General features: G+C 64.6%; 22 protein-coding genes and 2 pseudogenes. 7 read left to right on the top strand and 17 right to left on the bottom strand.

Translation table 11 applies throughout. The features are described from left to right. Positions 1-371 precede the first annotated feature (371 nt). Entirely contained in the window at positions 372-2,153 is a 1,782-nt protein-coding gene (locus KYG_RS14735) for a carboxylesterase/lipase family protein (protein ID WP_369749934.1), read from the top strand. Here KYG_RS14735 and KYG_RS14730 read toward each other — a convergent pair whose 3' ends face one another. Further along, positions 2,154-3,155: a helix-turn-helix domain-containing protein gene (locus tag KYG_RS14730; RefSeq protein ID WP_008905716.1), complete on the bottom strand. Its 1,002-nt coding sequence runs from the start codon at positions 3,153-3,155 to the stop codon at positions 2,154-2,156. It lies immediately after the preceding gene. Positions 3,156-3,336: 181 nt separating this feature from the next. Between KYG_RS14730 and KYG_RS14725 the strand changes: the two genes are divergently transcribed. Then, positions 3,337-4,011: an OmpW family protein gene (locus KYG_RS14725; RefSeq protein WP_008905715.1), complete on the top strand. Its 675-nt coding sequence runs from the start codon at positions 3,337-3,339 to the stop codon at positions 4,009-4,011. Here KYG_RS14725 and KYG_RS14720 read toward each other — a convergent pair. Beyond that, entirely contained in the window at positions 4,001-5,917 is a 1,917-nt protein-coding gene (locus KYG_RS14720) for a sigma-54-dependent Fis family transcriptional regulator (RefSeq protein WP_008905714.1), read from the bottom strand. The two genes, KYG_RS14725 and KYG_RS14720, sit on opposite strands and share 11 nt — an antisense overlap. Before the next feature lie 288 nt (positions 5,918-6,205). Between KYG_RS14720 and KYG_RS14715 the strand changes: the two genes are divergently transcribed. Further along, complete coding sequence (locus KYG_RS14715) at positions 6,206-7,672, top strand: benzaldehyde dehydrogenase (RefSeq protein WP_008905713.1); 1,467 nt, start codon at positions 6,206-6,208, stop codon at positions 7,670-7,672. A gap of 35 nt (positions 7,673-7,707) precedes the next feature. Further along, positions 7,708-9,444: a GMC family oxidoreductase gene (locus KYG_RS14710; RefSeq protein ID WP_008905712.1), complete on the top strand. Its 1,737-nt coding sequence runs from the start codon at positions 7,708-7,710 to the stop codon at positions 9,442-9,444. Between the two features lie 364 nt (positions 9,445-9,808). Here the strand turns inward: KYG_RS14710 and KYG_RS14705 are convergent, their stop codons facing one another. From KYG_RS14705 to parA, 6 genes are read right to left on the bottom strand one after another with little or no spacing between them, the layout of a single operon-like run. After that, positions 9,809-11,761: a relaxase/mobilization nuclease and DUF3363 domain-containing protein gene (locus KYG_RS14705; RefSeq protein WP_008905711.1), complete on the bottom strand. Its 1,953-nt coding sequence runs from the start codon at positions 11,759-11,761 to the stop codon at positions 9,809-9,811. Continuing rightward, positions 11,758-12,225 (bottom strand): hypothetical protein, encoded by a 468-nt coding sequence (locus tag KYG_RS23895; protein WP_008905710.1) that lies wholly within the window; start codon positions 12,223-12,225, stop codon positions 11,758-11,760. Before KYG_RS23895 ends, KYG_RS14705 begins: the two co-directional genes overlap by 4 nt. After that, a complete protein-coding gene (locus KYG_RS14700; RefSeq protein WP_008905709.1) occupies positions 12,222-12,809 on the bottom strand; it encodes a S26 family signal peptidase in 588 nt (195 codons plus the stop codon). Before KYG_RS14700 ends, KYG_RS23895 begins: the two co-directional genes overlap by 4 nt. Beyond that, on the bottom strand, positions 12,806-13,351 hold the full coding sequence (locus KYG_RS14695; RefSeq protein WP_008905708.1) for a DUF2840 domain-containing protein: 546 nt from the start codon (positions 13,349-13,351) through the stop codon (positions 12,806-12,808). Before KYG_RS14695 ends, KYG_RS14700 begins: the two co-directional genes overlap by 4 nt. Beyond that, positions 13,348-13,632, bottom strand: coding sequence for a hypothetical protein (locus tag KYG_RS14690; protein WP_034694778.1), 285 nt, complete (start codon positions 13,630-13,632; stop codon positions 13,348-13,350). Before KYG_RS14690 ends, KYG_RS14695 begins: the two co-directional genes overlap by 4 nt. Next, positions 13,629-14,267 carry a ParA family partition ATPase gene (gene parA / locus KYG_RS14685; RefSeq protein ID WP_008905706.1) on the bottom strand — a complete coding sequence of 213 codons (639 nt, stop codon included), beginning with the start codon at positions 14,265-14,267 and terminating at the stop codon, positions 13,629-13,631. Before parA ends, KYG_RS14690 begins: the two co-directional genes overlap by 4 nt. Between parA and KYG_RS24720 the strand changes: the two genes are divergently transcribed. Then, positions 14,266-14,415 carry a hypothetical protein gene (locus KYG_RS24720; protein WP_160165353.1) on the top strand — a complete coding sequence of 50 codons (150 nt, stop codon included), beginning with the start codon at positions 14,266-14,268 and terminating at the stop codon, positions 14,413-14,415. The two genes, parA and KYG_RS24720, sit on opposite strands and share 2 nt — an antisense overlap. Before the next feature lie 141 nt (positions 14,416-14,556). Here the strand turns inward: KYG_RS24720 and KYG_RS14680 are convergent, their stop codons facing one another. The 4 genes from KYG_RS14680 to KYG_RS14665 all read right to left on the bottom strand — a co-directional run bounded on the left by KYG_RS14680 (position 14,557) and on the right by KYG_RS14665 (position 17,243). Beyond that, entirely contained in the window at positions 14,557-15,414 is an 858-nt protein-coding gene (locus KYG_RS14680; RefSeq protein ID WP_008905705.1) for a replication initiator protein A, read from the bottom strand. A 26-nt stretch (positions 15,415-15,440) separates the two neighbouring features. Further along, positions 15,441-15,722: an AlpA family transcriptional regulator gene (locus tag KYG_RS14675; protein WP_008905704.1), complete on the bottom strand. Its 282-nt coding sequence runs from the start codon at positions 15,720-15,722 to the stop codon at positions 15,441-15,443. An 83-nt stretch (positions 15,723-15,805) separates the two neighbouring features. Further along, entirely contained in the window at positions 15,806-16,558 is a 753-nt protein-coding gene (locus tag KYG_RS14670) for a DUF2285 domain-containing protein (RefSeq protein ID WP_008905703.1), read from the bottom strand. A 334-nt stretch (positions 16,559-16,892) separates the two neighbouring features. Then, positions 16,893-17,243, bottom strand: a complete 351-nt coding sequence (locus KYG_RS14665) for a DUF2958 domain-containing protein (protein ID WP_008905702.1) — start codon at positions 17,241-17,243, stop codon at positions 16,893-16,895. Positions 17,244-17,556: 313 nt separating this feature from the next. Here KYG_RS14665 and KYG_RS14660 point away from each other — a divergent pair, with 313 nt between their 5' ends. Then, the gene (locus KYG_RS14660; protein WP_008905700.1) at positions 17,557-17,850 is read left to right on the top strand and encodes a helix-turn-helix domain-containing protein; all 294 of its coding nucleotides are present in this window, start codon (positions 17,557-17,559) and stop codon (positions 17,848-17,850) included. Between the two features lie 52 nt (positions 17,851-17,902). Beyond that, positions 17,903-18,076: pseudogene (locus KYG_RS25515) on the top strand (nucleotidyltransferase domain-containing protein); the annotation flags it as partial. Between the two features lie 219 nt (positions 18,077-18,295). Here KYG_RS25515 and KYG_RS14655 read toward each other — a convergent pair. The 5 genes and pseudogenes from KYG_RS14655 to dsr1 all read right to left on the bottom strand — a co-directional run. Beyond that, positions 18,296-18,589 (bottom strand): annotated as a pseudogene (locus KYG_RS14655) (DUF932 domain-containing protein); the annotation flags it as partial. Positions 18,590-19,555: 966 nt separating this feature from the next. Next, positions 19,556-19,753, bottom strand: coding sequence for a hypothetical protein (locus KYG_RS14650; protein WP_008905698.1), 198 nt, complete (start codon positions 19,751-19,753; stop codon positions 19,556-19,558). Between the two features lies 1 nt (position 19,754). Beyond that, entirely contained in the window at positions 19,755-20,009 is a 255-nt protein-coding gene (locus tag KYG_RS14645) for a hypothetical protein (protein ID WP_008905697.1), read from the bottom strand. Beyond that, the gene (locus KYG_RS14640) at positions 20,006-20,653 is read right to left on the bottom strand and encodes a DNA methyltransferase (RefSeq protein WP_008905696.1); all 648 of its coding nucleotides are present in this window, start codon (positions 20,651-20,653) and stop codon (positions 20,006-20,008) included. Before KYG_RS14640 ends, KYG_RS14645 begins: the two co-directional genes overlap by 4 nt. Before the next feature lie 631 nt (positions 20,654-21,284). Continuing rightward, positions 21,285-25,076: an anti-phage defense-associated sirtuin Dsr1 gene (gene dsr1, locus KYG_RS14635; RefSeq protein WP_034694822.1), complete on the bottom strand. Its 3,792-nt coding sequence runs from the start codon at positions 25,074-25,076 to the stop codon at positions 21,285-21,287. Positions 25,077-25,208 lie beyond the last annotated feature (132 nt).

Here is a 25,208-nt window from a genome sequence, read left to right as displayed (position 1 = left end):
ATTCATCCAGCAAATTGCCCGGCAAACCGATGCCCCCCCGCCATTACCTCCAGCTCGAACGGACCCAACTGCTGGCGTAGCACCCTATCCAGCAGCGCGATGGTCTGGTTCATCAGCGAGTCGTCGGCTTGGCCAACGGGGCGAGAAGGAGGGTGCTGTGCAGCGCTGGTCGGCAAATACGGTGCCATCGCAAAACGGGATCCTCGGTGAATGAGTGCACGCCGAGGGGTAATAGCACCGAGCTGTTCGACGCTCCAGGGCACCACTTCCAACCAAAGCTGCGTGATTCCGTAATTTCTGCGCAACAGCGATTGCCATCGCCTGGGTAGAGCGTGAACCATCTCTACCTCAACACATCAACGTCCGGGCACATGGAACAGTCATCGATTCAGAACAAAAGGGCACGCGGCGCACACCCCGCCACACGCAGAAAGCTCGTGATGGGCGAAGTGATTGGCAGCATGGAGCCTGAGAACATCCACGCTTGGCGAGGCATCCCATATGCAACGGCCCCGGTGGGAGCGCTGCGGTGGAGAGCCCCGCGTGCTGCAGCACCCTGGCAAGGGGTACGCGAAGCGCTCGCCCATGGACCGATGGCACCACAGTACGCGGGACTGCTGGCCCCGCTGCCAAAGCGCATACATGGCCAGATCGTTGGGGACGAAGATTGCTTGCACCTCAACGTCTTCGCCCCTCCTTGGCTGCCTGAGGAGGTGCCCCAGGGCACCGAACGTCGGCCTGTGATGGTGTGGATCCACGGCGGCGGCAACGCAGTAGGCACTTCCGCCAGCTACGACGCGATCCGTAATCTCGCCGCGCGGGATGGACTGGTTGTCGTCACCGTCAACTATCGGCTTGGAGTGCTGGGCTGGTTTCGTCACCCCGATCTCGCTGAAGCCGACGATGCCACGCAAGAGGAGCGATCAGGCAACTTCGGCACCCTGGACCTGATTCTGGCTCTCCAATGGGTACGACAGAACATTGCGGCCTTCGGCGGGGAACCGGATTGCGTCACGATCTTCGGAGAGTCAGCCGGCGGCCAGAACGTGCTGACGCTACTGGCAAGCCCGCTGGCGGCGGGTTTGTTCCACCGAGCCATCGCGCAATCGCCAGTCACCGAAACCTTCAGTGAAACGCAGGCGAGCTACGCCACAAATGCGCCACTGGAAAGCCATCGGACCAGCGCTCGCGAAGTGGAAAACCGGCTACGCAGACGGTTTGGCGGTCCAGCTGCGGGGACGGCCCGGGCCACGGCGGACTGGCTGCGCAGCCTCACACCCAATCAACTGCTCAGCGTATTCCGCCCTGGCACCGCGGGCATCTATCTTGCGCCCCGCCCTGTGCGCGACGGTGTGGTTCTCCCTCGCGAACCTTTGTCCGAGGTCTTCCGCTCCGGTCGATGGAACCGCGTCCCCGTCATTCTGGGCAACAACCGAGACGAGTACAGGACCTTTCTCGCTGACAAGCCAGAGCATGTGCACCTGCTGCCCGGCGGATTGCCGCTGCTACGCGATCGTGCGGCATACCTGACCGAGTCGGGCTTTCTATCTCAGGCATGGCAGGCAATGCACGTTGATGGGTCGGCGGATGCCATGCTGGTCGGTGGACATGCCCAGGTCTGGACGTATCGCTTCGACTGGGATGAGGTACTCGCCCTCCCATTCGTGCGGCCGGACCTGCTGCTCGGCGCAGCGCACGGCATGGAAATGGCTTTCCCCTTCCGGGACATCGCCGGCGAATTGGACGTCTTCAAGATCAATACCCCATTCAACCGCACGGCCCGTTCGGCACTGGCCCATGCGATGGGCGACGCCTGGACGTCCTTTGCGCGCACGGGCCACCCTGCACTGCCTGACGGCACCGCCTGGCTTGCACGCACGCTCGATTCGGGGCGCAGCCTGATCTGGGACAGCCCCGCTGCAGGCGGCTGGCGCATGGCCGAAGTGAGACAGGAAATCGATCAACTCAAGCATGCCCTGCACACAACACCGGAGCTACAGGATGGGACCGCGCGCTGCCGGGTCTATGCGCGGACATTCTTGTGGAATCCTCTGTTCGCAGGTCATGGCGATGAAGCCGAGTATGCGCGCTGGTGCACTGAATTCGGCTGCCATCTGCCTGCCACAGCCTTTCGGCCCAGTGTGGAGGTCTGATCAGGTGCGTCGCCCCAAGGTTTGGCTGGGCGTTTCACCGAAGGCCCGGCGATAGTGCTGCGTAAATTCGCCCAGGTGGGTGAAGCCAAAACGCAAGGCCGTCGCCGCCACACGGGGCGGCGCCCCATTTTTTTCCAACAGCGCGGCGCGGACGCCTTCCAGCCGCCGCGCGCGCAGCCATTGCATGGGCCCCAGCCCGTCGCTGGCCTGGAATGCGGCCTGCAGGGTTCGTCCTGGTACGCCTATGCCTTCCGACAGCCTGATCAGCGACATCGGTTCCTCCAGGCGTTCCAGCAAGAAAGCCTTGGCCTTGCGCAAGCAGGCCGGGTTTGAGCGGACGGACTGTATCGCCGTCGGTCTTGCTGAATGGGGATGCTGTAGCAGCAATGTGGTCAGCAAGAGATCTTGCAACCGCACGTCCAGGTGCCGAAGTGCTGTGCCATCGAATTCCCCACGAAGGGCGCCCGTCAAAAGTCCCAGCGCAGGGGCAAGCGCGCTGACTGTCCACTCCGAATCGGGGTTGTAGAAGCAGATCGGCGCTCGCGGGACGGTTCCGGCAAGCGCCGTCCAGGCGGTTTCCACAGCCTGTCGCTCAATACGCAGGACGAGTTGCTCGTAGCCGACTGCCGCCGTGAAGTGGAAGCGCTCTCCGCCGCCCACGACTGCAAGGTCTCCAGGGCCAGCTCGCCGCAATTCACGGCCATGCCGGTACTCGATGTGGCCGGCCAATGGAAAGCAAAGCAGGTAGTAGTCGAGCAATGCGCCGGGGTCCACAGCCACCGGCGCCTGCCAAGCCAGCCGATTCAACGACAGCGAACCAAATGGCAGGTGGTCCGCCCAGGCATGAAAGCGGGCGCCGTCATCGAGCACGCGCAAGGCATGGGGACTGAAGACCTGACCAAGCCGGGTCTGCGCTTCACCCGCATCACGCGTGTCGAAAAGTCGACCATGGCGGAAGTCGAGACCAGCGAAAAGAAACTGCGGCAAAGCGAAGGATGGCATGGTGTTCGGGGCTTCTGCTCATCGGCGCTGTACGCGACCAGAGTTCATATCCTGATGATCGCCTTGCGCATTTCCGCTCTCGCCGGCGCGCAAGCGATTGCGATGGCAGCCGCGACCCGGAACCATGGTCGTGCCGCAATGCGGCAACCACACATGACAGCCGAAGCAAGGAGACAAGTGCATGAATCTACCCAGGCATCACCGAAAGAAGCGATTTGCGGCGTTGGCCGCCTTCGCTCTCGTCACGACCGCCGCCACAGCCGCCGACACCGAAGAAGCCCGCTGGTGGCTGCATGTCGGCGCCGCTAGAGTCACATTCCACGATCATTCGGCTCTCACATTGGCAGGCCAACCGGTAAGCGGCGCCGGAGCAAAGGCATCGGACAGCACCACGGCGGCGCTTGAGGTCGGATACGCATTGACACCTCACTGGTCGGCCTCGGCCACGTTGGGCGTGCCGCCCACCAGCCGCATCGACGGCACCGGCACTGTCGCGAGCGCTGGCCGCTTCGGCGAGATCAAGTACGGGCCACTGGTGCTGGCGATGCAGTACCGATGGGGTGCGGCCGGAAGCATCCGTCCTTACGCCGGTGCCGGGGCAGTCTATTACCGGGTCCTGGAGTCGCGCGACGGCGCCATCCAGGGACTGGATGCCAGGAGTGGCTGGGGCTCTGCGCTGCAGGCGGGCGTAGAGTTTCCACTCGGCCCGAGGTGGGGGGTGTTCGTCGATGTCAAAAAGATACTCCTCAAGACGACGGCCACCGGCACGCTGCCAGCCGCAGGCGGTCCGCCGGTGCGTGCCCGCAGCACCCTTGACCCCGTGGTGGTGCACGCCGGCCTGCATTTCAGCTTCTGACTCCCGGCACATTGCCCGAATCTGCGCGTCTCAGGCGGCGGTATAACGTGGCACGGCCGATGCCCAACAGCCGTGCCGCCTGGGTAACGCTGCCGCCAGTCTGCTGCAGGGCCTGCTCGATGGCTTGGCGAGTGAGTTGCTGCAGCACACTACCGCTGGTGGCATCGGCGCTGGGCGACGCAGTCAAGAGATGCCCCCCGAAATCGTCAAGGGTCAGGTCTGCATTCATCGAGGCCAACGCCAGCGCCCGCTGGACCGCATGCGCGAGTTCGCGCACGTTGCCAGGCCAACGCCAAGTGCGCAACTGAGCCCGTACGCTGGGCGGTATGCGGCAAGGTTCTGCGCCCAAACGCAGCAGCAGGGTATCCAGGATGGTGTCAAAGTCCTGCCGCTCGCGCAACGGCATCAAGTGCAGCGTATGGCCGGATACCCGGTACATCAGGTCCTCGCGGAACAGGCCTTGGGTCACCAGCGCCGGCAGGCTGCGGTGGGTGGCGCAGACGATCTGCAAATCCACTGGCCGCATCCGCGTGCATCCCAGGCGCACCACTTCGGCGCTATCCAGTACGCGCAGCAGCGAGGCCTGTAGCGGCAGGGGCATATCGCCGATCTCGTCCAGGAACAGCGTGCCACCATGGGCTGCCTCGATCTTGCCCGGCGCGCCGCCACGACGGGCACCGGTGAAGGCCCCCTCCACGTGGCCGAACAACTCGCCGGCCAGCAATTCGGCGGGTATGGCTGCACAGTTAAGGGCAATAAAAGGCCCTCCGGCTCTCGTGCCACCGGCATGCAGGCCACGGGCCACCACCTCCTTACCAGTGCCGGTTTCACCAGTGATCAGCACCGGCAAGCCGGACTCGGCTACACGCAGCGTGCGTTCAAAGGCGCGAGCCAACCGATCGTCGCCCAGAATGGGCTTCGCTGGCAACGGGGTAGCCCGCGCTGGCTGGCGGGTGGCTCGTGCAGACGCCCTGGCGTCCTCCAGAGTCATCGCACGCAGGCGCACACCTTCGGCCAAACGCATCGCAGCGCCATGCCCAGAGCAGCGCAACGCCGACACCCAAGCACCGAAGCGCTCACTGAAGAGTTGCTCGAAATCCAGCACCGCCAGTGGGCCGGGTGACAGGCCCAACAGGTGCCGCGCCGGCCGGTTGGCTGCCAGCAACTCACCGCCATCACCAAACGCCAGCCAGGCGCCGCTGCCTGCGGGCAAGGTAGCACCGCCGCCAGCATCGATCTCCACGTGTACCAGTGCGGGCACACGCTGAAACAGCCGCCGCTCGATGCGATGGGCGCAACGCGCCGCCAGCCACAAAGTGCTGTCCACCAAGCCCGGCATATCGCGGCTGACGTCAATGGACCCGATCACCTCGCCCTGCGGGTCGAACACGGGAGCCGCGCTGCAGTGAAAGATCTGCGTCTCGGTGTGGAAGTGCTCGGGGCCCAGCACGCGCACGGGCTGTGCCTCGCGGATCGCTACAGCCATCGCGGTGGTGCCGATGGCCGATTCGGAGAGGTCTACGCCCGCGCGGAAGGCCTGCCGCAACGGCACGCTGCGCTGGGCGATGGCACCATCCACTGCCAGTGCGTTGCCGTGGCGGTCAGTCAGTAGCACCGCATAGCCTGCATCGGCCACCGAGGCTGCAAGGTCCGTCAGTTCGGGGCGTGCGGCGTCCAACAACTCGGCATGTGCACCCAGCAGATGCGCAATGCGCGCACGTTCCACTGGCTGAAACTCCACCGGCTCGTCCACCGAACGGCCGATCTCGCAGCAGTGCACCCAGGAACGCAGCACGCCTTCATGTACGACACCTTGCGGCGCCCTGCCTTCATCGAAAAAGGCGCGGCGGGCGCTCCAGATGGCTTCTGGGCGATAGCTCGTGATGGCACCGGTGGCAACGGACATAGGCGAGAAAGCGGATGGCAATCGGAAAGTCTGAGGCGCCGTGGATGCAGCGTCAATCGGGGATGTCCTGACGCGCGCGGTGCCTGGGCTGGCACGTCGTCTAGCTTTGAGACGGAATCGTCTCGAATTGAGACGGTGATCCTGCTGGCTTCCCGCGTCTGTTTCGGGCGTTTCCGAGGGAAAGATGCTGCAAGGAGCCAACCGTGCCCGGTCTGGTATGGGGTTTGCGGGAAGCAGGAGACCGACGGCTCGAACCGTCGGCAACCTCAACGTCACCGGAGACATTGCATGACAACCACCATCGCTAGCCAGCCCGCCTGGCATCAGCGCATCTACGTTCATGGTTGGGAAACCGCCCAGGGCGGCACCACCCTGATAAAAGAACCCGCCACTGGCGAGGTGCTGGGCGAGATCGGCCTGGCCGACGCGCGCGACGTGGACCGCGCCGCCCAACGGGCCGCCGCCGTCCAGCCCGCCTGGGCCGCCACCCCCTTCGACCAGCGCGCCGCCGTGCTGCGCCGCGCGGAGCAACTGCTGGCCGAGCGGGCCGACGAGTTCCAACACTGGAACGTGCGTGAAGCCGGTTCCATAGGGCCCAAGGCCGGCTGGGAACTGCAGGCCACGCGCGAGCAATTGTCCATGTGCGCCGCACTGCCCATGCAGCCGGTGGGACAGATCTTTCCTTCCAGCCTGCCGGGGCGCACGAACTACTGGCACCGAGTGCCCATCGGCACAGTGGGCGTGATCTCGCCATGGAACTTCCCATTGCTGCTGGCCATGCGCTCGGTGGCTCCGGCACTGGCGCTTGGTAATGCGGTGCTGCTCAAGCCTGACGTGCAGACAGCGGTGATCGGCGGGGCATTGATCGCCCAGCTGTTCGCGGATGCGGGTCTGCCTGAGGGGGTGCTTCAGGTGTTGCCGGGCGGTCCCGAAACGGGTGACGCGGTGGTGCGGCATGCCCTGGTGAACATGATCTCCTTCACCGGCTCCACCGCCGTTGGCCGTAGCATCGGCCAGGTCTGCGGCGGACTGCTGAAGAAGTGCGTGTTGGAGCTGGGCGGCAACAACGCGCTGGTGGTTCTGGACGACGCCGACCTGGAGGCCGCCAGCTCCAGCGGCGCCTGGGGCGCATTCCTGCACCAGGGTCAGATCTGCATGCAGGCTGGCCGCCACTTGGTGCATCGCAGCGTGGCTGCACGCTACGGCCAACTGCTGGCTGAGCGGGCGAGGCGGCTGCACGTGGGTGACCCGCACGCGGGCCCGGCGCACCTGGGCCCACTGATCAACGACAAGCAGGCGACGCGCGTGGAACGAATCGTGCAGGACGCCATCGACGGAGGTGCCCACGCCCTGGCCGGCGCGCGACGGGAAGGGCTGTACTACTGGCCCACGGTGCTCGAAGGCGTCACGCCGCAGATGCAGGCTTTCACCGAGGAGATCTTCGGCCCGGTGGCCCCGATCACCGTCTTCGACACCGACGACGAGGCAGTGGCGCTGGTCAACAGCTCGCCCTACGGGCTGGCGGCGGCTATCCACACGCGACAGGTGTCACGCGGCCTTGCCCTGGCGCGGCGACTGCATAGCGGCATGGTCCACATCAACGATCAGACGGTGAATAACGAATTCCACGTGCCCTTCGGCGGCATGGGCGCCTCGGGCAACGGCGGACGATTTGGTGGCCCCGTCAACCTCGACGAATTCACTCAGACGCAGTGGGTCAGCGTGATGGAGCAGGGCATCCAGTACCCCTTCTGACCTTCGCAGTAGAACGATTTCCAGGAGACACACCTATGAAACTTCCTCGCAGCATTGCCCTGTCCCAGGGCGACAGACTGAACGCTCTCGAAGCAGCGCTCTACCACGGGCGGCTGGACCGCCGCCGCTTTCTGCATCTCGCGTTGGCCAGCGGCGTCGGGCTCTCTGCCGCCGAGGCCATCGCGCAGCAAGGCGCGGAGGCCGCCGCCTTGCAGCAGGCCAACGCCCGCGCCCTGCAGGCCGAATACGACGTCATCGTGATCGGCTCCGGTAGCGGGGGCGCCGTCGTGGCTGGCCGCCTGGCTGCCGAAAGCGACGCCAGGGTGCTGCTGCTTGAGGCCGGCGGCAGTGACCAAGTGCCAGCGGTGCTCGAACCAGCGCAGTGGCCCACCAACATCGGCAGCGAGCGCGACTGGGGCTACATCGCCCAGCCCAGTCCAGCGGTGAACCAGCGCGCGCTGATCCTGCCCATGGGCAAGGTGCTGGGCGGCGGCTCGTCGATCAACGCCACCGTCTGGGCGCGTGGTCATCGCAATGACTTCGACTTCTGGGCCGCTGAAACTGGCGACGAAGGCTGGCGCTACGAGCGTGTGCTGGAGATTTACCGCCGTATCGAGGATTGGCAGGGCGCGCCCGACGCGGCCAGGCGCGGACGGGGTGGTCGGCTGTGGGTGGAGCCGGCACGCAACCCCAACCCCGTCGCCCCGGCGATGGTGGAGGCGGCCGCAGCCCTGGGCATCCCGCGCTTCGAGGACCAGAATGGCGCCATGATGGAAGGCGCTGGCGGCGTGGCCATTGCCAACCTGCGCATCCGTGACGGTCGACGACGGAACCTGCCCATGGACTACCTGTACCCTGCGATGGGACGGCCCAATCTGACCCTGCTGATCGGCGCCGAAGTGCAGCAGTTGGTGATGGACGGCAGCCGCGTCAAGGGCGTAAGCTTCATGCGCGAGGGGCGCCTGCACACAGTGAATGCCACAAAGCGCGTGGTGCTGTGCGCTGGGGCCATCAACACCCCCAAGATCCTGATGCTGTCGGGCATCGGCGATGAGGCCGAACTCAAGCGTCACGGCATCAAGGTCGCGGCGCGGCTGCCGGGTGTGGGCCGCAACTTCCAGGATCACGTGCTGGTGGCCGGCTGCGTGTGGGAATACAAGAGCGCCCTGCCGCCTGCCAACAACGTGGCCGAAGCCACCTTTTTCTGGAAGAGCGATTCTGCCTTGGCCAGCCCAGACCTGCAGCCCTTCCAGATCGAGGTGCCCTACGCCTCGGAAGTGACGGGGGCCCAGTACAAGCCGCCCGTCGGCGCATGGTCAATCGCGCCAGGCCTTGTGAGCCCCAAGAGCCGCGGCCGCGTCACCTTGGCCTCAGCCAACCCGACCGACAAGGCGCTTGTGGATGGAGGCTTCCTGCGCCACCCCGACGATGTCAAGGCGCTGCTGCGCGGCATCGAACTTTGCAGAGAGATCGGCAACTCGCCAGCGATGAAAGACTTCGTACGGCGGGAGGTGATGCCGGGTCCGCTGAAGCCTCAGGCCATGGCAGACTTCCTGCGCAATGCGGCTGGCACCTACTTCCACGAAAGCTGCACCTGCCCCATGGGACGCGACGAAATGGCCGTGGTAGATGGGCGGCTGTCGGTGCGTGGCGTGCAGGGCCTGTCCATCGCCGATGCCTCGGTCATGCCCCGCGTGAGCACTGGGAACACCATGGCCCCGACGGTGGTTATCGGCGAACGCATGGCGGACATTCTGTTGCGGCCTTCCTGAAGGTCGGCGTCGGCATCGCTCGTAGCCATTTGATGTGAGTTCGCAGCCGCTGGAAGATCATCTCGGCCATCGGCTGCGTTGTGGATGTCCGACTCACCCTGTCCTGACACCGAGGAATTAATTCCCGGTGGAATGGATCTCGCAAGAGGCTGCGCACCAGCATAGGACTACTGCAAAAAGTATTGACTGCCTGGATTTCGTGCTCTTCATCATGCCTATGGCGTCCAAAACCCAGCTTTGGATCGGCAATCGGCTGAGTTCATAACATGCTCTACGCAACTGATCCACACTCTCAGTAGTTTGCACTCTGCCGCATTTCGGTCGGCCAGTGCTATGCTCGGCCCAGCTCCATATGACACCTGACTCAGATGGACTGCCCTTGTTTGCGCCCAATTTCCCAGGATAGCCCGCTCCCGTGCACTGTTGCGGCGATCTGCTGCCCCAGCCGCTGCTCGATTACTGGTTTCCACGGCACCAAGCTGAAACCCAGACCGTCGTCGAGCACGGCGAAGCGTCCACTGGCCAGTTGGATGCTGCGCCGGTAGGTGCCGGCCACGCGCTGGCCGTCGGCTACCGGGCGGTGCTCCAGGCCCGTTTCGGCTGCGATGCCCTCCGCTGCCTTCGCTAGTTCGCGCCCGCGCAGCGTCGCCAGCAGGTTGCGCGCGAGGACAACGCGTTGGCCGCGACGCTCGGCCAGGCCCTGCTCGGCGAGGAAGTCGGCCCGCTGCTGGAGCGCGCTGCGCACTTCGCTGCCGAAGCCCAGTTCACCCAGGCCCTGGCCGCCGCCGATCAGTTGCTGGTCCAGCCAGGTAGCGCCGATCACGCGGGCCTGGCGCTCGATGGGCAGGTGGGATTTCAGGTCCACCGCCACGCCGCCGCCCAGGCGCTGGGCGTCATGCTGGCGGCCCCGATCGGGCAGATCGGGCGGCACCTGCCAGATGCCTTCGGCAATGCGCTCCACGATGCCGGCGCGGCGCAGGGCTTCGAGCCGGCGCACGTGGGCCGCGACCACCTCGGCGGGGTCGCGGCCAGGCGCAGCCTGTGCCAGGGCCAGGTGTTGGTCCGTGCGGTAAAGGCCGTCCACCGCCAGGGCCGCGATGGTGCAGTCGGCGGCACGTACCTCCGTTGTCCCCTTCACCTCCACCACCGCCCCGGCCGGGAATTGCTCCAGTTCCGTGCGCGGCGGCAGCGCCACGTAGTGCGCCTTGCCGTCGGTCCCGTCGATGACCAGATAGCCCTTGTCGTACAGCTCGTCGGCCAGGCCCTTGTCGGCCACACGGCCGACGATGGCGCGGGCCTCCTCGCCGGGCTCAAACACGGCCAGTTCACGCTGCCGACCGCCCATGGCCCACTGCAAGGTGCGGATGATGTCGCCGCGCTCGCCCAGGGCGCGCAGGGTGGGCTCGGCATCGGCGTGGATGGCCCAGGTTCCGGGCTGCTGCTCGGTGACCAGCCCCATGCGCTGCAAGCGCTGCAGGCGGGCGATGATCATCTGCCGCTGGCGCTGCAGCCGGGGCTGGGCCAGGGCCTGCGGCGTCAGCAGGCCGTCCACCGCCTCGCGCTGCAGTGTGCGGTCCAGGCTGGTCCACCGCTCCTGATCGACTTCGCGCGCCATGCCGCGCTGGATCTCCAGTTCGGTGCGCGGCCCCAGCCATTCGGTCGCCAGTTCCGAGGCGCGCATGCGCATGCCTTCGGCGATGTAGTCGCGGGCGATGATGAGGTCTTTGCCGGTGTCGTCCTTGCCGCGCAGCACGACGTGGGTGTGCGGGTTGTCGGTGTTCCAGTGGTCCACGGCCACCCACTCCAGGCGCGTGCCTAGGTCGGCTTCCATGCGGGCCATCAGGTGGCGGGTGTAGGTGCGCAGGTCGTCCAGCTGCCCGGCGTCCTCGGGCGAGACGATCAAGCGGAACTGGTGGCGGTCGTCCTGGCTGCGCTCCTTGAAGGCATCGAGGTCGGCGGCATCGGTGGTTGGCCCGTAGGCACGGCCTCGGCCGCCCTGGCGGTCCACGCCTTCGCGCTCGATGTAACGCAGGTGCGCGGCGGTGGAGCGCGCTCCGGCCTTGGCGAGGTTCACCAGCCGGGCCTTGATCGCCACGCGGCGGGCATTGGGCGCCAGCCTGGCGCCGGCGAAACGCGCCGCCACATGGCCGCGCCCGAGCCGGGCGCCCGGCTGGCGGCCGGCCTTGGATGCTGCCTTGGGGGTGGCCTTCGCGCCCGCCTTGCTGGCTTGGCGCAGAACCTGGGTGATGAAGCGGTCGCCGCGCTGCTTGGGCGTGCCTGGCCGAACGCGGAAACGGTCGTCGTCGCTGCGGCTCATGGGAGGCCCCCATCCAGCGGCAGCGCAGCCCAGCGCGCGAGGCACGCGGCAACAGCAGCGCCGATGCGGTATTGCATACCGGCACGGCACGGTGCCGCTCCCTGGCGCGTGCCGTGCCCAACACACGTGCAGACAAGCTTTGCGGTCAACGAAGTGCCGCGACCTTTTATCTTGCCTTCCGCCTTTGCCCTCCGCTGGCGCTCCGGGCAGCGGCGGCCCTGCGGCGCTGCTGCGTGAGCAGCCAGCGCGCCGGCGAACGCGTGAACCAGCGCGATGAGGGCCGCAAGCCGGGCGCGTTCGAGGCAAGGCGCCTGCACATGGGACGGCTGCGCCGAAGGCAGCGCGAAGTGCGACACGGATGCGCTCGCACTGCACGCGCGACGACACGACGAAGGCCAGCAGCACGACACGCCCGATGGCACGATGAGATGCACGGCGACGTGCAGCGAGTCGGCGGCCATCATGGTCGGGATTCCAGCCAGACCGGATGCGCGACGCCGATCACGGCGCTCGCGTTGACCGGCCCGAAATACCGGCTGTCGAATGACGCCGGATTGGTGACGCTGAGCAGGAATAGTTCGCCAGGCCGCAGGCGGCGGCACTGCTGCCAGGACGGCAGCGGACGCCCCAGCCGATCAGCGGGCAGCACGGCGACCGAAGGCACGCCGTCGATGCGAACGCAGCCCCCAGTGATGCACACCTCCTGCGGTGCGACCGCGCCCACGCGCTTAAGCAGCGGGATGCGCGTCGGCAGGTAGCCGCGCTGCGCAGCGAGTGCGATAGCCGCGGCGGGCAGCGGCACCAGCACGATGCTGCCAACGGACAACGGACGTGGTGGCGAGCTGGCGCGATGGTCGAGTGGATCGACGCGATACCAGCCGACCGCCACGCTGTCGGTCGGGTTGTAGACCAAGCGCGGCAGCGGCTGCACAAAAGCCGCCCAGGCCAGCGCAGCGAGGCCGCATGCGGACAAGCCTGCCAGCACGATGCGAGCGCGCAGGCGCGAGCGAGGATGCGGCACGATACCGGCAGTGGAAACGGCGGTCATGGCAACGTCCTCCCGGCCAGCCAGGCGGCGTGCCGTTCGGCGGTGTATTCGGGCAGCGGCAGGCGCGCAGCGAGCCGGTTGGCGAGCGTGCGCCAGTACGCGGGCGAGACGCCGACAGGCGCGATGCCCAGCACCTCGATGGCGTCGATGCGCTCCAGCACGGCGCGCACGCTCCTGTCGCCTTCGGCGTGCAGCAGCAGGCGCGCGCCCGGCCGCACGCCGGGAATGCGCTGCGCCGCGTCCAGCGGAGTGCAAGCCTGCATCACCATGAGCTGCCAGCGAACGGTGCCGAAGTCATTGGACTGCCAGCGGATGCGGCAGAGCATGGCATTCGGCAGGAACATGGCGACGCTGCGCCAGCGGTCGAGCCGCAGCGTGCGCGCCGGTTCGCCAAAGCGCAAGTAGAGCTTGAAACGGTGCTCAACGTAGGCCAGCGAAACGCGCGTCAGCGGCGGGGATGTGGGCCGCGCCACGAGCACAGCGAGCGACGGCGACGGTGCAGCCGTGGCCGCATCAGCGGCAGGCAAAGCGGATGCAGTCATGGTGTGTTCCCCCTGTGGTGTTCTGGAAACTCCCTGTCCAACAGGCCACGCAGCAGGCCGGCCACCGTCACGCCTTGCGTGAAGGCCGAAACCTTGATGCGCGCCCGCATGGCGGGCGTGATGTCGAGGGTCAGGCGAGCCGTGTAGAGGTCGCCTTTGTTGAACGCATCGGCGTCGCCCTGGCGAATCCACGCCTCGGCGTGCGGATTCGCGGGCGGGCGCATACCGATGCCTACGCGCCTGGCAGCGCGTTTGCTGCTTGGTGGCGGCTTCGCGGTCATGACGGCCACCGCAGCAGTTCATCGACCAGCGCGGTGATTTCGCGCGCAGCAGCGCTGTCCGGCGCCGTCTCGCGTACCAGCCGGCCAGCAGCCACGCTGTCGGCGAAGACGATGCGCTGGCGCACCTCAGCGCGCAGCGCGGGTAGCGGCTGCTCGGCCAGCGCGCCGCGCGCTTCGCGCCCGATCACGGTGCAGCCCACGCGCCGGTTGATGACGAAGGCCGCGCGCAGCGCAGGCCGAAATACCTGCGCCTCGCGGATCAGCGCCACCATCTCGGCACTGGCCCACAGGTCGTAGGGGCTGGGCTGCACCGGGATCAGCACGCGCTCGGCCGCCAGCAGCGCAGAGCGCGCCAAGGCGGCGACGCGCGGCGGCCCATCGATGACAACATGATCGGCCCGCCTGGCGAGTTCTGGCGCTTCCTGGTGCAGGGTTTCGCGCGCAAGGCCCACGGCGCTGAACAGCCTTGGAAGACCTTGCTGGCTGCGGCGCTGCGTCCAGTCCAGCGCGGAGCCCTGCGGGTCGGCGTCCAGCAGGATGACCGACTGCCCGCGCATCGCCAGCTCGCCGGCGATGTGGGTGGCGAGCGTGGTCTTGCCCACGCCGCCTTTCTGATTGAGCAGCGCGACGATCATGGCCTGGCCCTCCCTGCTGGAAAACCGGGTTTTGATCGGCCTGCAAAACCGGCTTTTCGATGGCTGGATGCGCAGGCCCGCGCGTGCCGTTTGGCGGTTGTCCACCAAGGCGCGGCGCTTCTACTACCAGTTAGATGAATTACGTTAGATAAGTTAAGGGGGCCGCAAACCCAATGCTGGCGCGGCTTTGCGGCCGATCCGTACTCCTGATAGCACGAGGGTCGTACTCCCGATAGCACGATACCCCGTACTCCTGATAGCACGAGCCCGTCCACAGACTGCGTACCGTTTATCCCCGTGCCGTGGGCGGCACGGCACGGAAGGTCAGCAGTTCCGCTCCATCGCCTGGCATCCGCTCGATGCCCAGGGCGTAGCCCGGCAACGACTGCCGCGCGACCAGCGCGCGCAGGTCGTAGGCGAAGTCCGAAAAGCGCGTGGCACTGCCCGACTTGCGGTGCAGGTGCCGGAAGTCGAATTGCCACCCGCCCGGCTGCCGCCCGCCGTGCTTGCGCACCAGTCGGTACAGCCATCGCTCGATACCACCTGTGAGCCGGAAATACGCCGGGTCGATGGTCAGCACCAGCGCCGCATCCAGCACGCCACCATAGAACCAGTCTGGCAGGATCAGCTCGATACCCAAGGGCGTGCCCTTGGCATCGGCGAGTTCCTTCCACTCGTTGATCCACGAGAAGCGGTGCAGCCGCCGTCCGGTCGTCTCGCGGATCGACGTGGCCACCGTAGTGGATTGCAGGCGATCCAGCGCGGCCTTGAGGCGCTGGTAGTCGCGCAGCGACGTACCGCGGCCGATAAAGCGCAGGATTTCGTAGGGCGTGGCCTGCATCAGCCGCGACGGGCGCAAGCCCGCGTCGCGCGCCTCCACGATCTGGCTGGCGGCCCAGATCAGGATGTCGGCATCCCAAATCGTGGCGATGCCATGCTCCTGCGTGCCCTCCACGCGGATCGTGATGCCGCCGGCTTGGAAGTCGATCGGCGCCACGCGCCGCGACTTCGCCAGCGAGAAAAACGGAAAGGCCATCAAGTCCTGACTGTCGCGCGGCACCATGTCGCCCGGCAAGGCGCGAAACAGATCGAGCTGCTCGCGCTCCGGCACGGGCCGCTGCCGGGACGGCAGCGCAGGGCTGGACATGGCGAAGGCCATCCGCGCGCCAGCGGTCAGCGCGCACGGCTGTCTGCCGAATGGTGCTCGGCGTATTCGGGATCGGACGTGCTCTCGAAGCTGCGATCCGCAGCCCAGGCATCGAGGTCGGCCACGGCGTACATGACGCGACGGCCGAACTTGCGGAACTTAGGCCCGCCACCCAACACGCGCTGCTTTTCCAGCGTGCGCGGCGATAGCCGCAGGTAGTCTGCGGCTTCGTCGTTGGTCAGGTAGCGCTGCGGCTGCGCAGCGGAAGCGATCGGAGCGGCGGCAGGCCGCAAGGGAGCAGGACGCATGGCAAGAACCTCCATAGCTTTCAAAGCTCCGGCCACACAGCGCAACCGGATGGAGGCAGTCTCAGAAAACGAAGCCCTCTTGCTCAGGGACGTTTTGCGTCCACTGCAAAACGTCCCTTCCCAGGCACATCAATCTGTGCTAGGCGGCGGTAGCCGCCACGCATCAGCGCAGTGCCCCGGCGCACCAAGCGGCGCACGCGGGCGCGCAGCTCGCCGTCGGCGTGCCAGTCGGCCGCCACGGCATCGGCGCCGAACAGCCCTTCGGCCACCTCGCGCAAGGACGCACCCGTGAGGGTGGCGTCGAGCGCCTGCAGCGTGTGCAGTTCCAGCAGCGCCACAGGCGGCGGCCTGGGCCGCGCCATAGGCGCGGGCGTGTCGGGCGTATGCGTCGCACCGCGACTGCGGTAGGCATGGGCGACAGCCATGCCGTCCTCCAGACCGGGCGCCAGCGCAAAGCGCAGGCAGCGGCCCGGACTGCGCGCGATCAGCGCCAGCCCCTTGCCGTCGTGCAGCAGTTGCTTGTGGCCAGGGATGCGCCAGAACGCGAAGGGCTCGGCATCCACCGGTGGATCAGCGTCGGGGTAAAGCTGCACCACGGCATCGGAGCCTGGCAGCCAGGCCGGCTGCGCGTCCCGCGCATCCAGGGCCGGGTCTTCCAGCAGGCGCAAGCCCCAGCGATGTGCAGCATCGGAGCGGCGATGACGGCGCAGCCAGTCGAGTCGGTATTCGGGATGGCGGCGCAGGTACTCCCAGGCCAGCGCGAGGGCATCGAGGCCCAGGATGTAGAGGTACGCCGCAGTCGGATACCACTGCGCAAGATGGTGAGGTTCGGCCAAGACACAAGCTCCTGTCGAATCGCAGGAGCAGCGCCATTACCGCGCACGGATTACTGCATTAAATATCCAATCGTTAGAAACATGGATGAGCCGTAAATTTCGTGTCAAGACGATATGAATCCAGTACATTGCGCTAATCGTCTGAATGCGGTGTCGGCGCCAGAAAAATCTCGTTTCCTGCGAGAACCACCGTGCCAGAAATTGCACTCGCCATCATGGCCGTTCGCGCCTGAATAACACTCATTCGCTGCAACAGTCTGGATTAAGACCTGACAGGTCTGAAGCCAGACGAAAATAGCCTCAATCCGCCCAGCCACGCCGTGGTGCGAACGGCTCAATCGACGATGGAGCCGTTTTCCTGGGCCAGCCGCAGATATTCAGACAGCGGGCGCACCGCCTGGAAATACCGATCCCGCATCACCGGCAGTTTGTTCGGGCCGACGATGGAGGCCAGATCGGACAGCTTGATGTGGCCCAGCTCGGGCATACCGATCCCCACATCCATGACTCCGAAAGCGGTATCGCCATCGGCAGGATCAAGCGCGGCCAGCAGCCAGGTGGCGTGTGCATCGGGCGTGAACAGCCGCACCACAGGCAGCGGGTCGATGGCGCGGCCCGCCGCGCGATCCCTGCCGTTGGCCAGCAACTGCGCACGCTCCTGATCGGTGGTGAGTGGTTCGGTCATGGCTGAATCCCCCTCAACGCGCATGATGCGCTCGCACGCCTCGATCCCCAATACGCAAACGCAAACCATCGTCAAGCGTGTGCGCAAAAGCACGGATGCGCCTTGCATCGAAACCGCCCAAGCGTGAAAGCGCAAAGCCGCATTGGCGGGTTTGAGGAAAACCACGGTTGCAGTTCCGTGCCTCTGTGGGAATCCACACATGCGGAGTTTCGTAAAAGCACAAATGCGGCAAACCACAAGAAGCGAACACTATAGATTGTAGCCCTATAGGGCGCTATCGGCTGTCATCTTGGATTTTGGGGGAGATCCAGGGTTGGTAGCGAAACACACATTGTCGGAGGCATTGAAGACCATCCGCAAGGCACGGGGCCTGAGCCAGGAAGCCTTCTCCAACGTCTCCAGCCGCACCTACATGAGTTCGCTGGAGCGCGACCTCAAGAGTCCTACCTTGAACAAGCTGGCCGAGCTGTGCGACGTGATGGAAGTCCACCCGCTCACGCTGCTGACGCTGGCCTATGCCGGCAAGAAGCCGAAGCAGGCCGAGCAGTTGCTGGCGCAGGTGCGGCAGGAACTGGAGGCGGCGCTGAAGGCAAGCGGTGAAGCGTAGCTACGGCCGGGCCTAGGGTCAGCATGGCTAGAAAACGTTCGACTGCTACCCCATGTATGTCGGCGTCAGGTGTCCACAAATGACCATCCATCTCACAAAGACGGCTTCCGCATTCATTTCCGCATTGACTGCCCTTCAACCACCTCCTGATTCGATATGGCTTATCGGCTCTCGTGCGAACGGGCGTGCAACACAGGAATCGGATACAGACCTGATCGTGTTCGGCTCTGCGGCTCTATTCAACAGCATGAGATCTCAGCTCAAACAGCCAGAGGAAGTGGATTGCCTGGTCGTATTCAACGACGATGACTATCAAGACCCTTGGCAGGAAAAGAGCGGATCGCTCACAAAGCTCCAATGGCAGATGCTGGATGCCGGTTCGGCTCAGTACGTTGGCACCAAGTGGGTTCCAGACGAAGAATCATCACTTGAATGCGGCGCGGATAGCCTCCGCTCCGTTGATCTGGCTGGCGTGGCGCAGGCGAATCATGTGTTTGGTGTGCTCTCGGCGGCCTTCATCGCGCACGCGGGTCTGCGTCACCATGAAGGGTTGAAACCCCTCCTTGCGAAGCTCGGTCAGCACCGTGGCGGTGGGGATGTAGGCGTACCGCTGCGAACGGCTCTCATGCGGGGCATCCGCGAAGATGGACGGGGCCACGCGATGAATCTGGTCATCGGACAGCGGGTAATCGCTGCGCAGTGAGGGGGAATGGGAAGCGAAACGGGATGCGAGTTGCATGGTCTTTCTCCTGACAAGAAAAGGCTGTTGAAGAAAACCGCACACCGGATTCCAAGATTCGGAGCCCAGCCTTTCGGCTGTTCGGTGCGGTCGGCACGACGACCCGGTTGGCCTGTTGCCGTCTTTCCTGAGTTCATCGCCCGCGACGGTCAGGAGCGCGCGAACGGGCGCTGTCAAGGAGGCAAGCGCAGGGTTGGTGCGGCCCGCAGGCGCAGCCGAGGACACGGCCCTGCGCGCCTTGACGGCGCACGGGCGCGGGCTACAGTCGCGGACAAGGTGATGGAGTCAGGGAAGACGGCTGAACAAGGCAACGGCCATCCCTGTGTGCCGACCGCACGGCAAGCGAAGCGCGCAGGCCCGAAGCTGGAAGCCGGGCCGGAGGCGCCAGCCGAGCGGAGCGAGGGAACGATGGAAGCCCGTCAGGGGCGAGACACCGCAGGCGGCTCGATGCGCTACGCGCACGACAGCGCGACCGGCCATGTTTCTTGGCCGGGGACGCACAGCCTTCAAGGCTCGATGCACAAGCTCATGCGCCAGTCATCGAGAAACAGGTTCGACAGCGACTGCCGTGGTCTGGCCGATCCGGCGCAGCCGGGTCGGCGGTGTTCAGGGGCGCCAAGCCTGCGCGGCGGGGATAGCCCGCAGGGCTTTCCCCTGGAGTGCAAGCGAAGCGTGCAGCGCCACAGGCGCGAGGGTGTGAAATGCGGAACTGGGCGTAACGCCCGCATGTTGCACGGCACTGGCCCTGTATGGGCCGGTGCCCGAAGGCATCGAACGCCACCGCGATGCCTTTAACGCCGCCGCCTGAGCCTGGGCGAAGGCGGCGGCGTTCTGATTGGGGGTTGCGAGCTTTCCATTCCGGGTGCGGCCACTGCCGCGCCCGGATTTTTGCGTCTGCCCGCGCCTGGCCGGGATGACCGGGCGCGGGGCAATGGGCGGCGAGGCCAGCCCGCCGCCGGTCTTGCTCTATTCGCGCTTTCGGTGGTGATCGACCATGCCCGCCAGGTAGGCCGCTTCCAATGCCGCCTCAATGCTCCAGACGGCAAGATCATGGAAATCGAGGCGGTCACTCCAGCGCCGTTCGAGCGTTTCGATTCGCAAATGCACGCGGGCAATCTCGGCAATCTCGCGCTTGGCTGCGGATGAAAGAATGGGCTTGGCCATGTCACTGCTCCTTGTCGAGTTCCGCTTGCACTTGCCGGGCGAGCTTGCGAAGGCTCACCTTTCTGCGGGCGATGGCGTGCAATTCATCGTCGGGCAAGCTGCCCAGCATGGCGGTTGCCCGCCGCTCGATTTCTTGCGAGGCCAGCTTGGGCCAGTGCTCATAGTCGGCAACGAAGGCGAGCGCATCGCGGTTGTGGCGCCCGTAGCCGGTGAGATAGGCCCGCAGGCCCTCGAACTTGTCGGCTGCGCGGTTCATGCTGCGACCCTCCCGGCAGGTGTGAGATTCAGGCGGTCTATCGCGGCCGCGTGGTACTTCGCATCAAGCTCGATACCGAGGAAGCGGCGGCCGGTTTGACGTGCTGCAACGCAGGTAGAACCCGAACCGGCGAAGGGGTCAAGCACGATGCCACGCGACGGGCAAAACGTCTTGATAAGCGCGGCCAGCGATTCGACCGGCTTTTGCGTCGGGTGCAGGCGGTTGCCGCTGTATTTCCACGGCAGCACGTCGGGCAAAGGCTCGTCCGGCATGGCGGGTTGCCCCTTGACCAGCAGATACGCCGATTCGTGCTGATAGCGCAAAAAACGGGCTTTGGACTGGTACGGCTTGGCAAAAACGATATGCCCGGCTACACGGAAGCCAGCGGCACGCCAGGCGCTGAAGAACCGATCAACACGGCTCCATCCATAGAACGAGATGCAAAAGGCGTCATCGCGCAGGATGCGGTAAAGCTGCTGGAAGGCGGGGGCCAGCCAGCTATCTTCCTTGTCATTGGCGATGCAGCGGCCCGTCCGGTCTTGGTAGTCCACCAAATAAGGCGGGTCGGTGAGAACGAAATCCACGGTCCGATCGGGCAGCGTGGGCAGTACGGCGAGGCAGTCCCCTAAAACAATGCGGCTCATGTCTTTCTCCTGAACAAAAAGGTTGTTGAAGAAACCGCACACCGGATTCCAAGATTCGGAGCCCAGCCTTTCGGCTGTTCGGTGCGGTCGGCACGAGGAACCCGGTTGGCCCTGTTGCCACCGTCTTTCCTGAGTTCATCGCCCGCGACGGTCAGGAGCGCGCGAACGGGCGCCGTCAAGGAGACAAGCGCAGGGTTGGTGCGGCCCGCAGGCGCAGCCGAGGACACGGCCCTGCGCGCCTTGACGGCACACGGGCGCGGGCTACAGTCGCGAACAAGGTGATGGAGTCAGGGAAGACGGCTGGACATGGCAACGGCCTTCCCCGTGTGCCGAACCGCACAGCAAGCGTGAGCGCGCAGGCCCGAAGCTGGAAGCCGGGCCGAAGGCGTCAGCCGAGCGGAGCGAGGGAACGATGGAAGCCCGTCAGGGGCGAAACCCCGCAGGGGGTTCGATGCGCAGCACGACAGCGCGACCGGCCATCTCCCAGAGGGCCGGGGATGCCCAGGGAGTCCAAGCACACCATGATCACGGCGTCAGCCGACAGCACTGCCACCGCAGGAGCGACGTCGCCCAAGGCGGACTCCATCACGCAGTTTCAGAACAGGCAGATATGCATGCTCACTACCTGCCGCTATCTCCCGAATTTCCTGGCGAGTTCGTCCAGTCTCATAAATCTGCGATCCTGGAGTAGGTTCGGCACTGCTTGACCGATGGCATCAAGGCATCGGCGTAGCTCCGGCGATAGCCACGATGGCTGGTCGCCCAAGATGACGGATAGCAGTTGCAGCGCGTTCTCGGGAAAACGGGCGCATAGGCCAGATTCCTGCAACCGATGAATCACATAGTCGGGGTGCTGAACTGGACGCAACCAATTTCCAATCGTCGCCATCGCTGACGGGAACTCACCACCTGCCGCGACGCACAGACGAGCCAGCGACTCCGCGCTTGCGCCCGATGCCTGATCATTGGACTTCGGCCAGATCCTTTCCCAGAACGGTAAGACCCGGTTCTTCCAGTAATCCTCGCGCTGATCACCTGCACCTTCCAGCGCGCGCACTAAGGCTCTAGCCGATTCGCGCAGGCCATCAGCGGGAAGTGCGCGGATGGCAGTAGCCAGTTGCGCTACTGTGAAAGTGTCTCCGGGATCGAGTGCTGCGAATGTCAGGAACGCCGTGAACTGCTCATTGTGCGTGCCCAGTTGCGCATAGTGATTCACAGTGTCGAGAAAGACCGGCTTGATCGCTTCCATCAACGGGCGATACAGCCGTGGTGACCAAAGGAAGCCTTCCCAAGTTGCCTGTGCTTCGATTTCCGAACGGTTCCAGTCAAGCAGTGGCAAAAGATGCTGCTCCGACCAAACTTTATCCACCCTGAACAATGAGAGAGCATGGGCCGACAGCAATACCCGACCGTGCCTGAACTTGGCGACCTGCGTATCGCAAAGCTCCGTAAAGATGGGCTTGATGAGTTCCGGCAGCCCCTGCCCATCATTCAGTTCTTGGCGATACCACCAATCCAGCAATGCTTGCGTCACGTGGCCGACGGGATGATTGATGGCACGGGAGACCGGATCGTCAGTGTCGCCATCGTCCTCGAAATCCAAGCCCAAGATGCGCTGAGCAAGCGTTAGAAAGTGATCTTCATGACCGTTGAAGGTTTTCGCCACGGCTTGCAGCCACCAACCGATGCCGCGAGACAAGGTTTGCATCAAGTCATCAGGGGCACCGGCGACAACTGGAGCCATGAAGTGCCACGAACGGTCGCGCAGCTTTGCTTCCGCCCAGGCTTGCAGCGCATCGCGCCAGCGTTCGCCCGGCCAATTGTCTTGCTGCGCGAGTTTGCACAAGGCGTAGGCCGTTGCCTGAAACATCTCCGAGCACAGCTTGCGCCAATCGTCTTGCTGCGAGTCTTCCAGAACGGGATGTGCCAACAGATAGTTCAGCACCTCACGCCTCATGCGCGGAATAGGAGTGAATGGCTTCCACGGATCGCGGTCACCGACCCAGCCGCCTCCCATCCAGATGGGAAATTCGTCACTCTCATCCGATGCAAGCTGCCACGGGTTCTGTGCTGAGAGAGTATGGAGCCGTGATTGTCCTGCTTCGCTGAGGGTTGCGCCTGCTTGGACTAACTTCGCAAGCCGCAGCCATACACTGTGATCAACGATGTTGTTCCAAGCATCAGAATCGATATCGTCGCGATACAGATCGCGGGGCGGTCCAGACAGAACGGCCTGTTCCAGCTCGGCCAGCAGCGCTGTGTCCAGTTGCGATGCCAAAGAAACCAGCAGGCGCATGGTTTCGCGCATGGTCTCTTCCGACCAAAGCCACCGCCTACCATCCGCCAACAGCCAGTCGAGAGCTTGCCGAAGTGAAATGACACGCCCCTGTGTTGCGGCAAACAGCGCGAGACGTCGAAATACCGGATACGCCCCGTGCGTCCAGGTCTCAGCCACGATGCGTGCCCGTTCCGGCGACTTCGCCGCGATGGCCAACCACGCATCGCGGGTCAGTTCGATCAGCGCCGTCCAGTCGTGAAAGTCCTTGTTCTGTGAGTGTTCTGAAATCGAAGGTTGATGGATATACGAATGATCGTTTTCACTATCCACACCGCCAAGCTCACGCATCAAATCGAGCGCGTCGCGCAGCAGGGCACTGAAATCGTCCAGCAGTTCCGGCAGTGCCGCCGTCCACTGTTCATTCTTGGGCAGGTCGCGCAGGCCGGAGTGAACGTGGTCTGACGCCAGTACGACTTCCCATTCCACAATGCCCTTGATGCGATCCTGCGCTTCGTCGTCATCGTCCGCATCAGACCAGCGGAATGGCTCGCGCAATGACAAGCAAGGGGTCAATACTTCTCGAAGAGCCAAGCGCACGCTGGCAGTCAACCCATCGCGCTTGAATTGATCGTGCCACTGATACAGACTGAGATCACGCAGCCCGGATCTCACATGCCCGTTGAGCAGCAAGCGCCAGAGCGTTCGCATCGCGGGACGGGGAATGGCGTTCGGTGCATTCGCTCGAATGCGATCCAATTCGGTGGAGTTGCCATCGTTGGCGAGTTTGTCTAGTTCGTCGAGACGATGTTCGATCAACCAGACCAATTGATTGTGCAGGTGGCCGCCGCTCTTGATCAGCCAGATCAACAGCTTCGGGTCGTCGAGGTGACGGAGCAGCCAATGGGCCAGTTGGGACATCACCGCATCCCATCCACTGCTGCGATGCCCGGCATCGACAATCCTCATCCATGGCGCAAGCGGGTATGGAGTGGGCCTATTGATCAAGCTGTAGGCGAGCTTGTCGTCCACAGCAGTTTGGGGCGGCACACTGAATCGTCCCAAGTCAGCATGGCAATAGAGTTCCTCACTCAACGGCTCTAGCCAGTCCAGCGAGGGCACGGGGTCGAGTTCTGCGAACCGCTTTGCGGGCAAACCGCCCGGATCGCTCAACGCCCATAGCATCCGCCCGACGAAATCGTCCTGCTTCGTGCTCACCAGCGGGCGGGCGATGGCGCATTCGACGACGATACGCTCCTTGCCGCGCACACCGTCGCGGTAGGTGTTCGCCCAGGCGCGCAGGGTCTTGTGAAGATAGGCGTGGTGCTGATGCTCGCGGTAGAGGATGGGCGTGACATTCTTTGCCTTCCATTCGCTAGCGCGATCCACCTCCTTCCCTTTGGAATAACTGCCGAATGCGAACATCTCCGGCGGAGATTCCCCCAGTAGACGGTCGGCGGCCAACGCATCCATCATGTAGCGCAACACCGGATCGTTGATGCTGTAGCCAACGAAGCAAACCGTGAAATTTCGGAACAACTCGCTCACAAAGCGCGCGGCCCAGCGTTCTGTCAGGTAGGCCAGCCCAAAGTCTCCGCTGGAAACCACGAGCCGATCCAGATCGCCTGCCGTTGCCGTAACGGGCAACAGGCCGTGCAGATACACCAAGCCATCCCATCGGGTCTTCGGCACTGGGAGTAGGGGTGCCTTGAAGTCTGGAAACGACAGCGATTTCGCAGTCCTGACTTCCTCGAACAAGCGGTCGAAGTTGGTTGTGATGAGTCGTGTGCGGCCCTCGCGGTTCTGTGCCAGCGTCAGCAGGGCTTCGTGTGTGACCATCGCATTCGGAGCCGTAAGGTTTGGCGTCAGAATTTTCGCCAGTTCACTGCGCGCTTTCCATCGGCCACCGACGAAATCCGCTTCCAACAGGCCAATGGCGGTGTCGAACTGCCCGGCCTTGATTGCAGACTGCTGTACCGGATTTGGGGTGACCGAAAGGGCTTGATAGAGCTTGTCCACCAGACCAGAAAAGCCGGGTAGCCGCGCGGGGTAGGAAATGCCCGCGCCGCAGAAGAACACTACACACCCGTCTTCGTGAGCCTGCAAGAGCCTTTCGGGAATATCAGGGCCGTGACGAACAAACTGCATCTCAAGTGACATCCGCTAACAAGTTAATGGATCATGCCATCATCCAACCAAACTGGAATAGACAGACTAGCTCGGGTCGATCTAGACAGCGGGATCGATGCCGATGCACGACCAGATTTCCGAGACACTGTC

The organism is Acidovorax sp. NO-1 (assembly GCF_000238595.1).
Classification (GTDB): domain Bacteria; phylum Pseudomonadota; class Gammaproteobacteria; order Burkholderiales; family Burkholderiaceae_C; genus Acidovorax.
The sequence above is the reverse complement of the archived record's forward strand: the minus strand, read 5'-3'. Positions and strand labels throughout refer to the sequence as shown.

Excerpts from the sequence above, each read along its gene's own strand:
- KYG_RS14735 (WP_369749934.1), top strand. The coding sequence starts at position 372 with ATGGAACAGTCATCGATTCAGAACAAAAGGGCACGCGGCGCACACCCC.
- KYG_RS14730 (WP_008905716.1), bottom strand. The coding sequence starts at position 3,155 with ATGCCATCCTTCGCTTTGCCGCAGTTTCTTTTCGCTGGTCTCGACTTC.
- KYG_RS14725 (WP_008905715.1), top strand. The coding sequence starts at position 3,337 with ATGAATCTACCCAGGCATCACCGAAAGAAGCGATTTGCGGCGTTGGCC.
- KYG_RS14720 (WP_008905714.1), bottom strand. The coding sequence starts at position 5,917 with ATGTCCGTTGCCACCGGTGCCATCACGAGCTATCGCCCAGAAGCCATC.
- KYG_RS14715 (WP_008905713.1), top strand. The coding sequence starts at position 6,206 with ATGACAACCACCATCGCTAGCCAGCCCGCCTGGCATCAGCGCATCTAC.
- KYG_RS14710 (WP_008905712.1), top strand. The coding sequence starts at position 7,708 with ATGAAACTTCCTCGCAGCATTGCCCTGTCCCAGGGCGACAGACTGAAC.
- KYG_RS14705 (WP_008905711.1), bottom strand. The coding sequence starts at position 11,761 with ATGAGCCGCAGCGACGACGACCGTTTCCGCGTTCGGCCAGGCACGCCC.
- KYG_RS23895 (WP_008905710.1), bottom strand. The coding sequence starts at position 12,225 with ATGATGGCCGCCGACTCGCTGCACGTCGCCGTGCATCTCATCGTGCCA.
- KYG_RS14700 (WP_008905709.1), bottom strand. The coding sequence starts at position 12,809 with ATGACCGCCGTTTCCACTGCCGGTATCGTGCCGCATCCTCGCTCGCGC.
- KYG_RS14695 (WP_008905708.1), bottom strand. The coding sequence starts at position 13,351 with ATGACTGCATCCGCTTTGCCTGCCGCTGATGCGGCCACGGCTGCACCG.
- KYG_RS14690 (WP_034694778.1), bottom strand. The coding sequence starts at position 13,632 with ATGACCGCGAAGCCGCCACCAAGCAGCAAACGCGCTGCCAGGCGCGTA.
- KYG_RS24720 (WP_160165353.1), top strand. The coding sequence starts at position 14,266 with ATGGCCTGGCCCTCCCTGCTGGAAAACCGGGTTTTGATCGGCCTGCAA.
- parA (WP_008905706.1), bottom strand. The coding sequence starts at position 14,267 with ATGATCGTCGCGCTGCTCAATCAGAAAGGCGGCGTGGGCAAGACCACG.
- KYG_RS14680 (WP_008905705.1), bottom strand. The coding sequence starts at position 15,414 with ATGTCCAGCCCTGCGCTGCCGTCCCGGCAGCGGCCCGTGCCGGAGCGC.
- KYG_RS14675 (WP_008905704.1), bottom strand. The coding sequence starts at position 15,722 with ATGCGTCCTGCTCCCTTGCGGCCTGCCGCCGCTCCGATCGCTTCCGCT.
- KYG_RS14665 (WP_008905702.1), bottom strand. The coding sequence starts at position 17,243 with ATGACCGAACCACTCACCACCGATCAGGAGCGTGCGCAGTTGCTGGCC.
- KYG_RS14650 (WP_008905698.1), bottom strand. The coding sequence starts at position 19,753 with ATGGCCAAGCCCATTCTTTCATCCGCAGCCAAGCGCGAGATTGCCGAG.
- KYG_RS14645 (WP_008905697.1), bottom strand. The coding sequence starts at position 20,009 with ATGAACCGCGCAGCCGACAAGTTCGAGGGCCTGCGGGCCTATCTCACC.
- KYG_RS14640 (WP_008905696.1), bottom strand. The coding sequence starts at position 20,653 with ATGAGCCGCATTGTTTTAGGGGACTGCCTCGCCGTACTGCCCACGCTG.
- dsr1 (WP_034694822.1), bottom strand. The coding sequence starts at position 25,076 with ATGCAGTTTGTTCGTCACGGCCCTGATATTCCCGAAAGGCTCTTGCAG.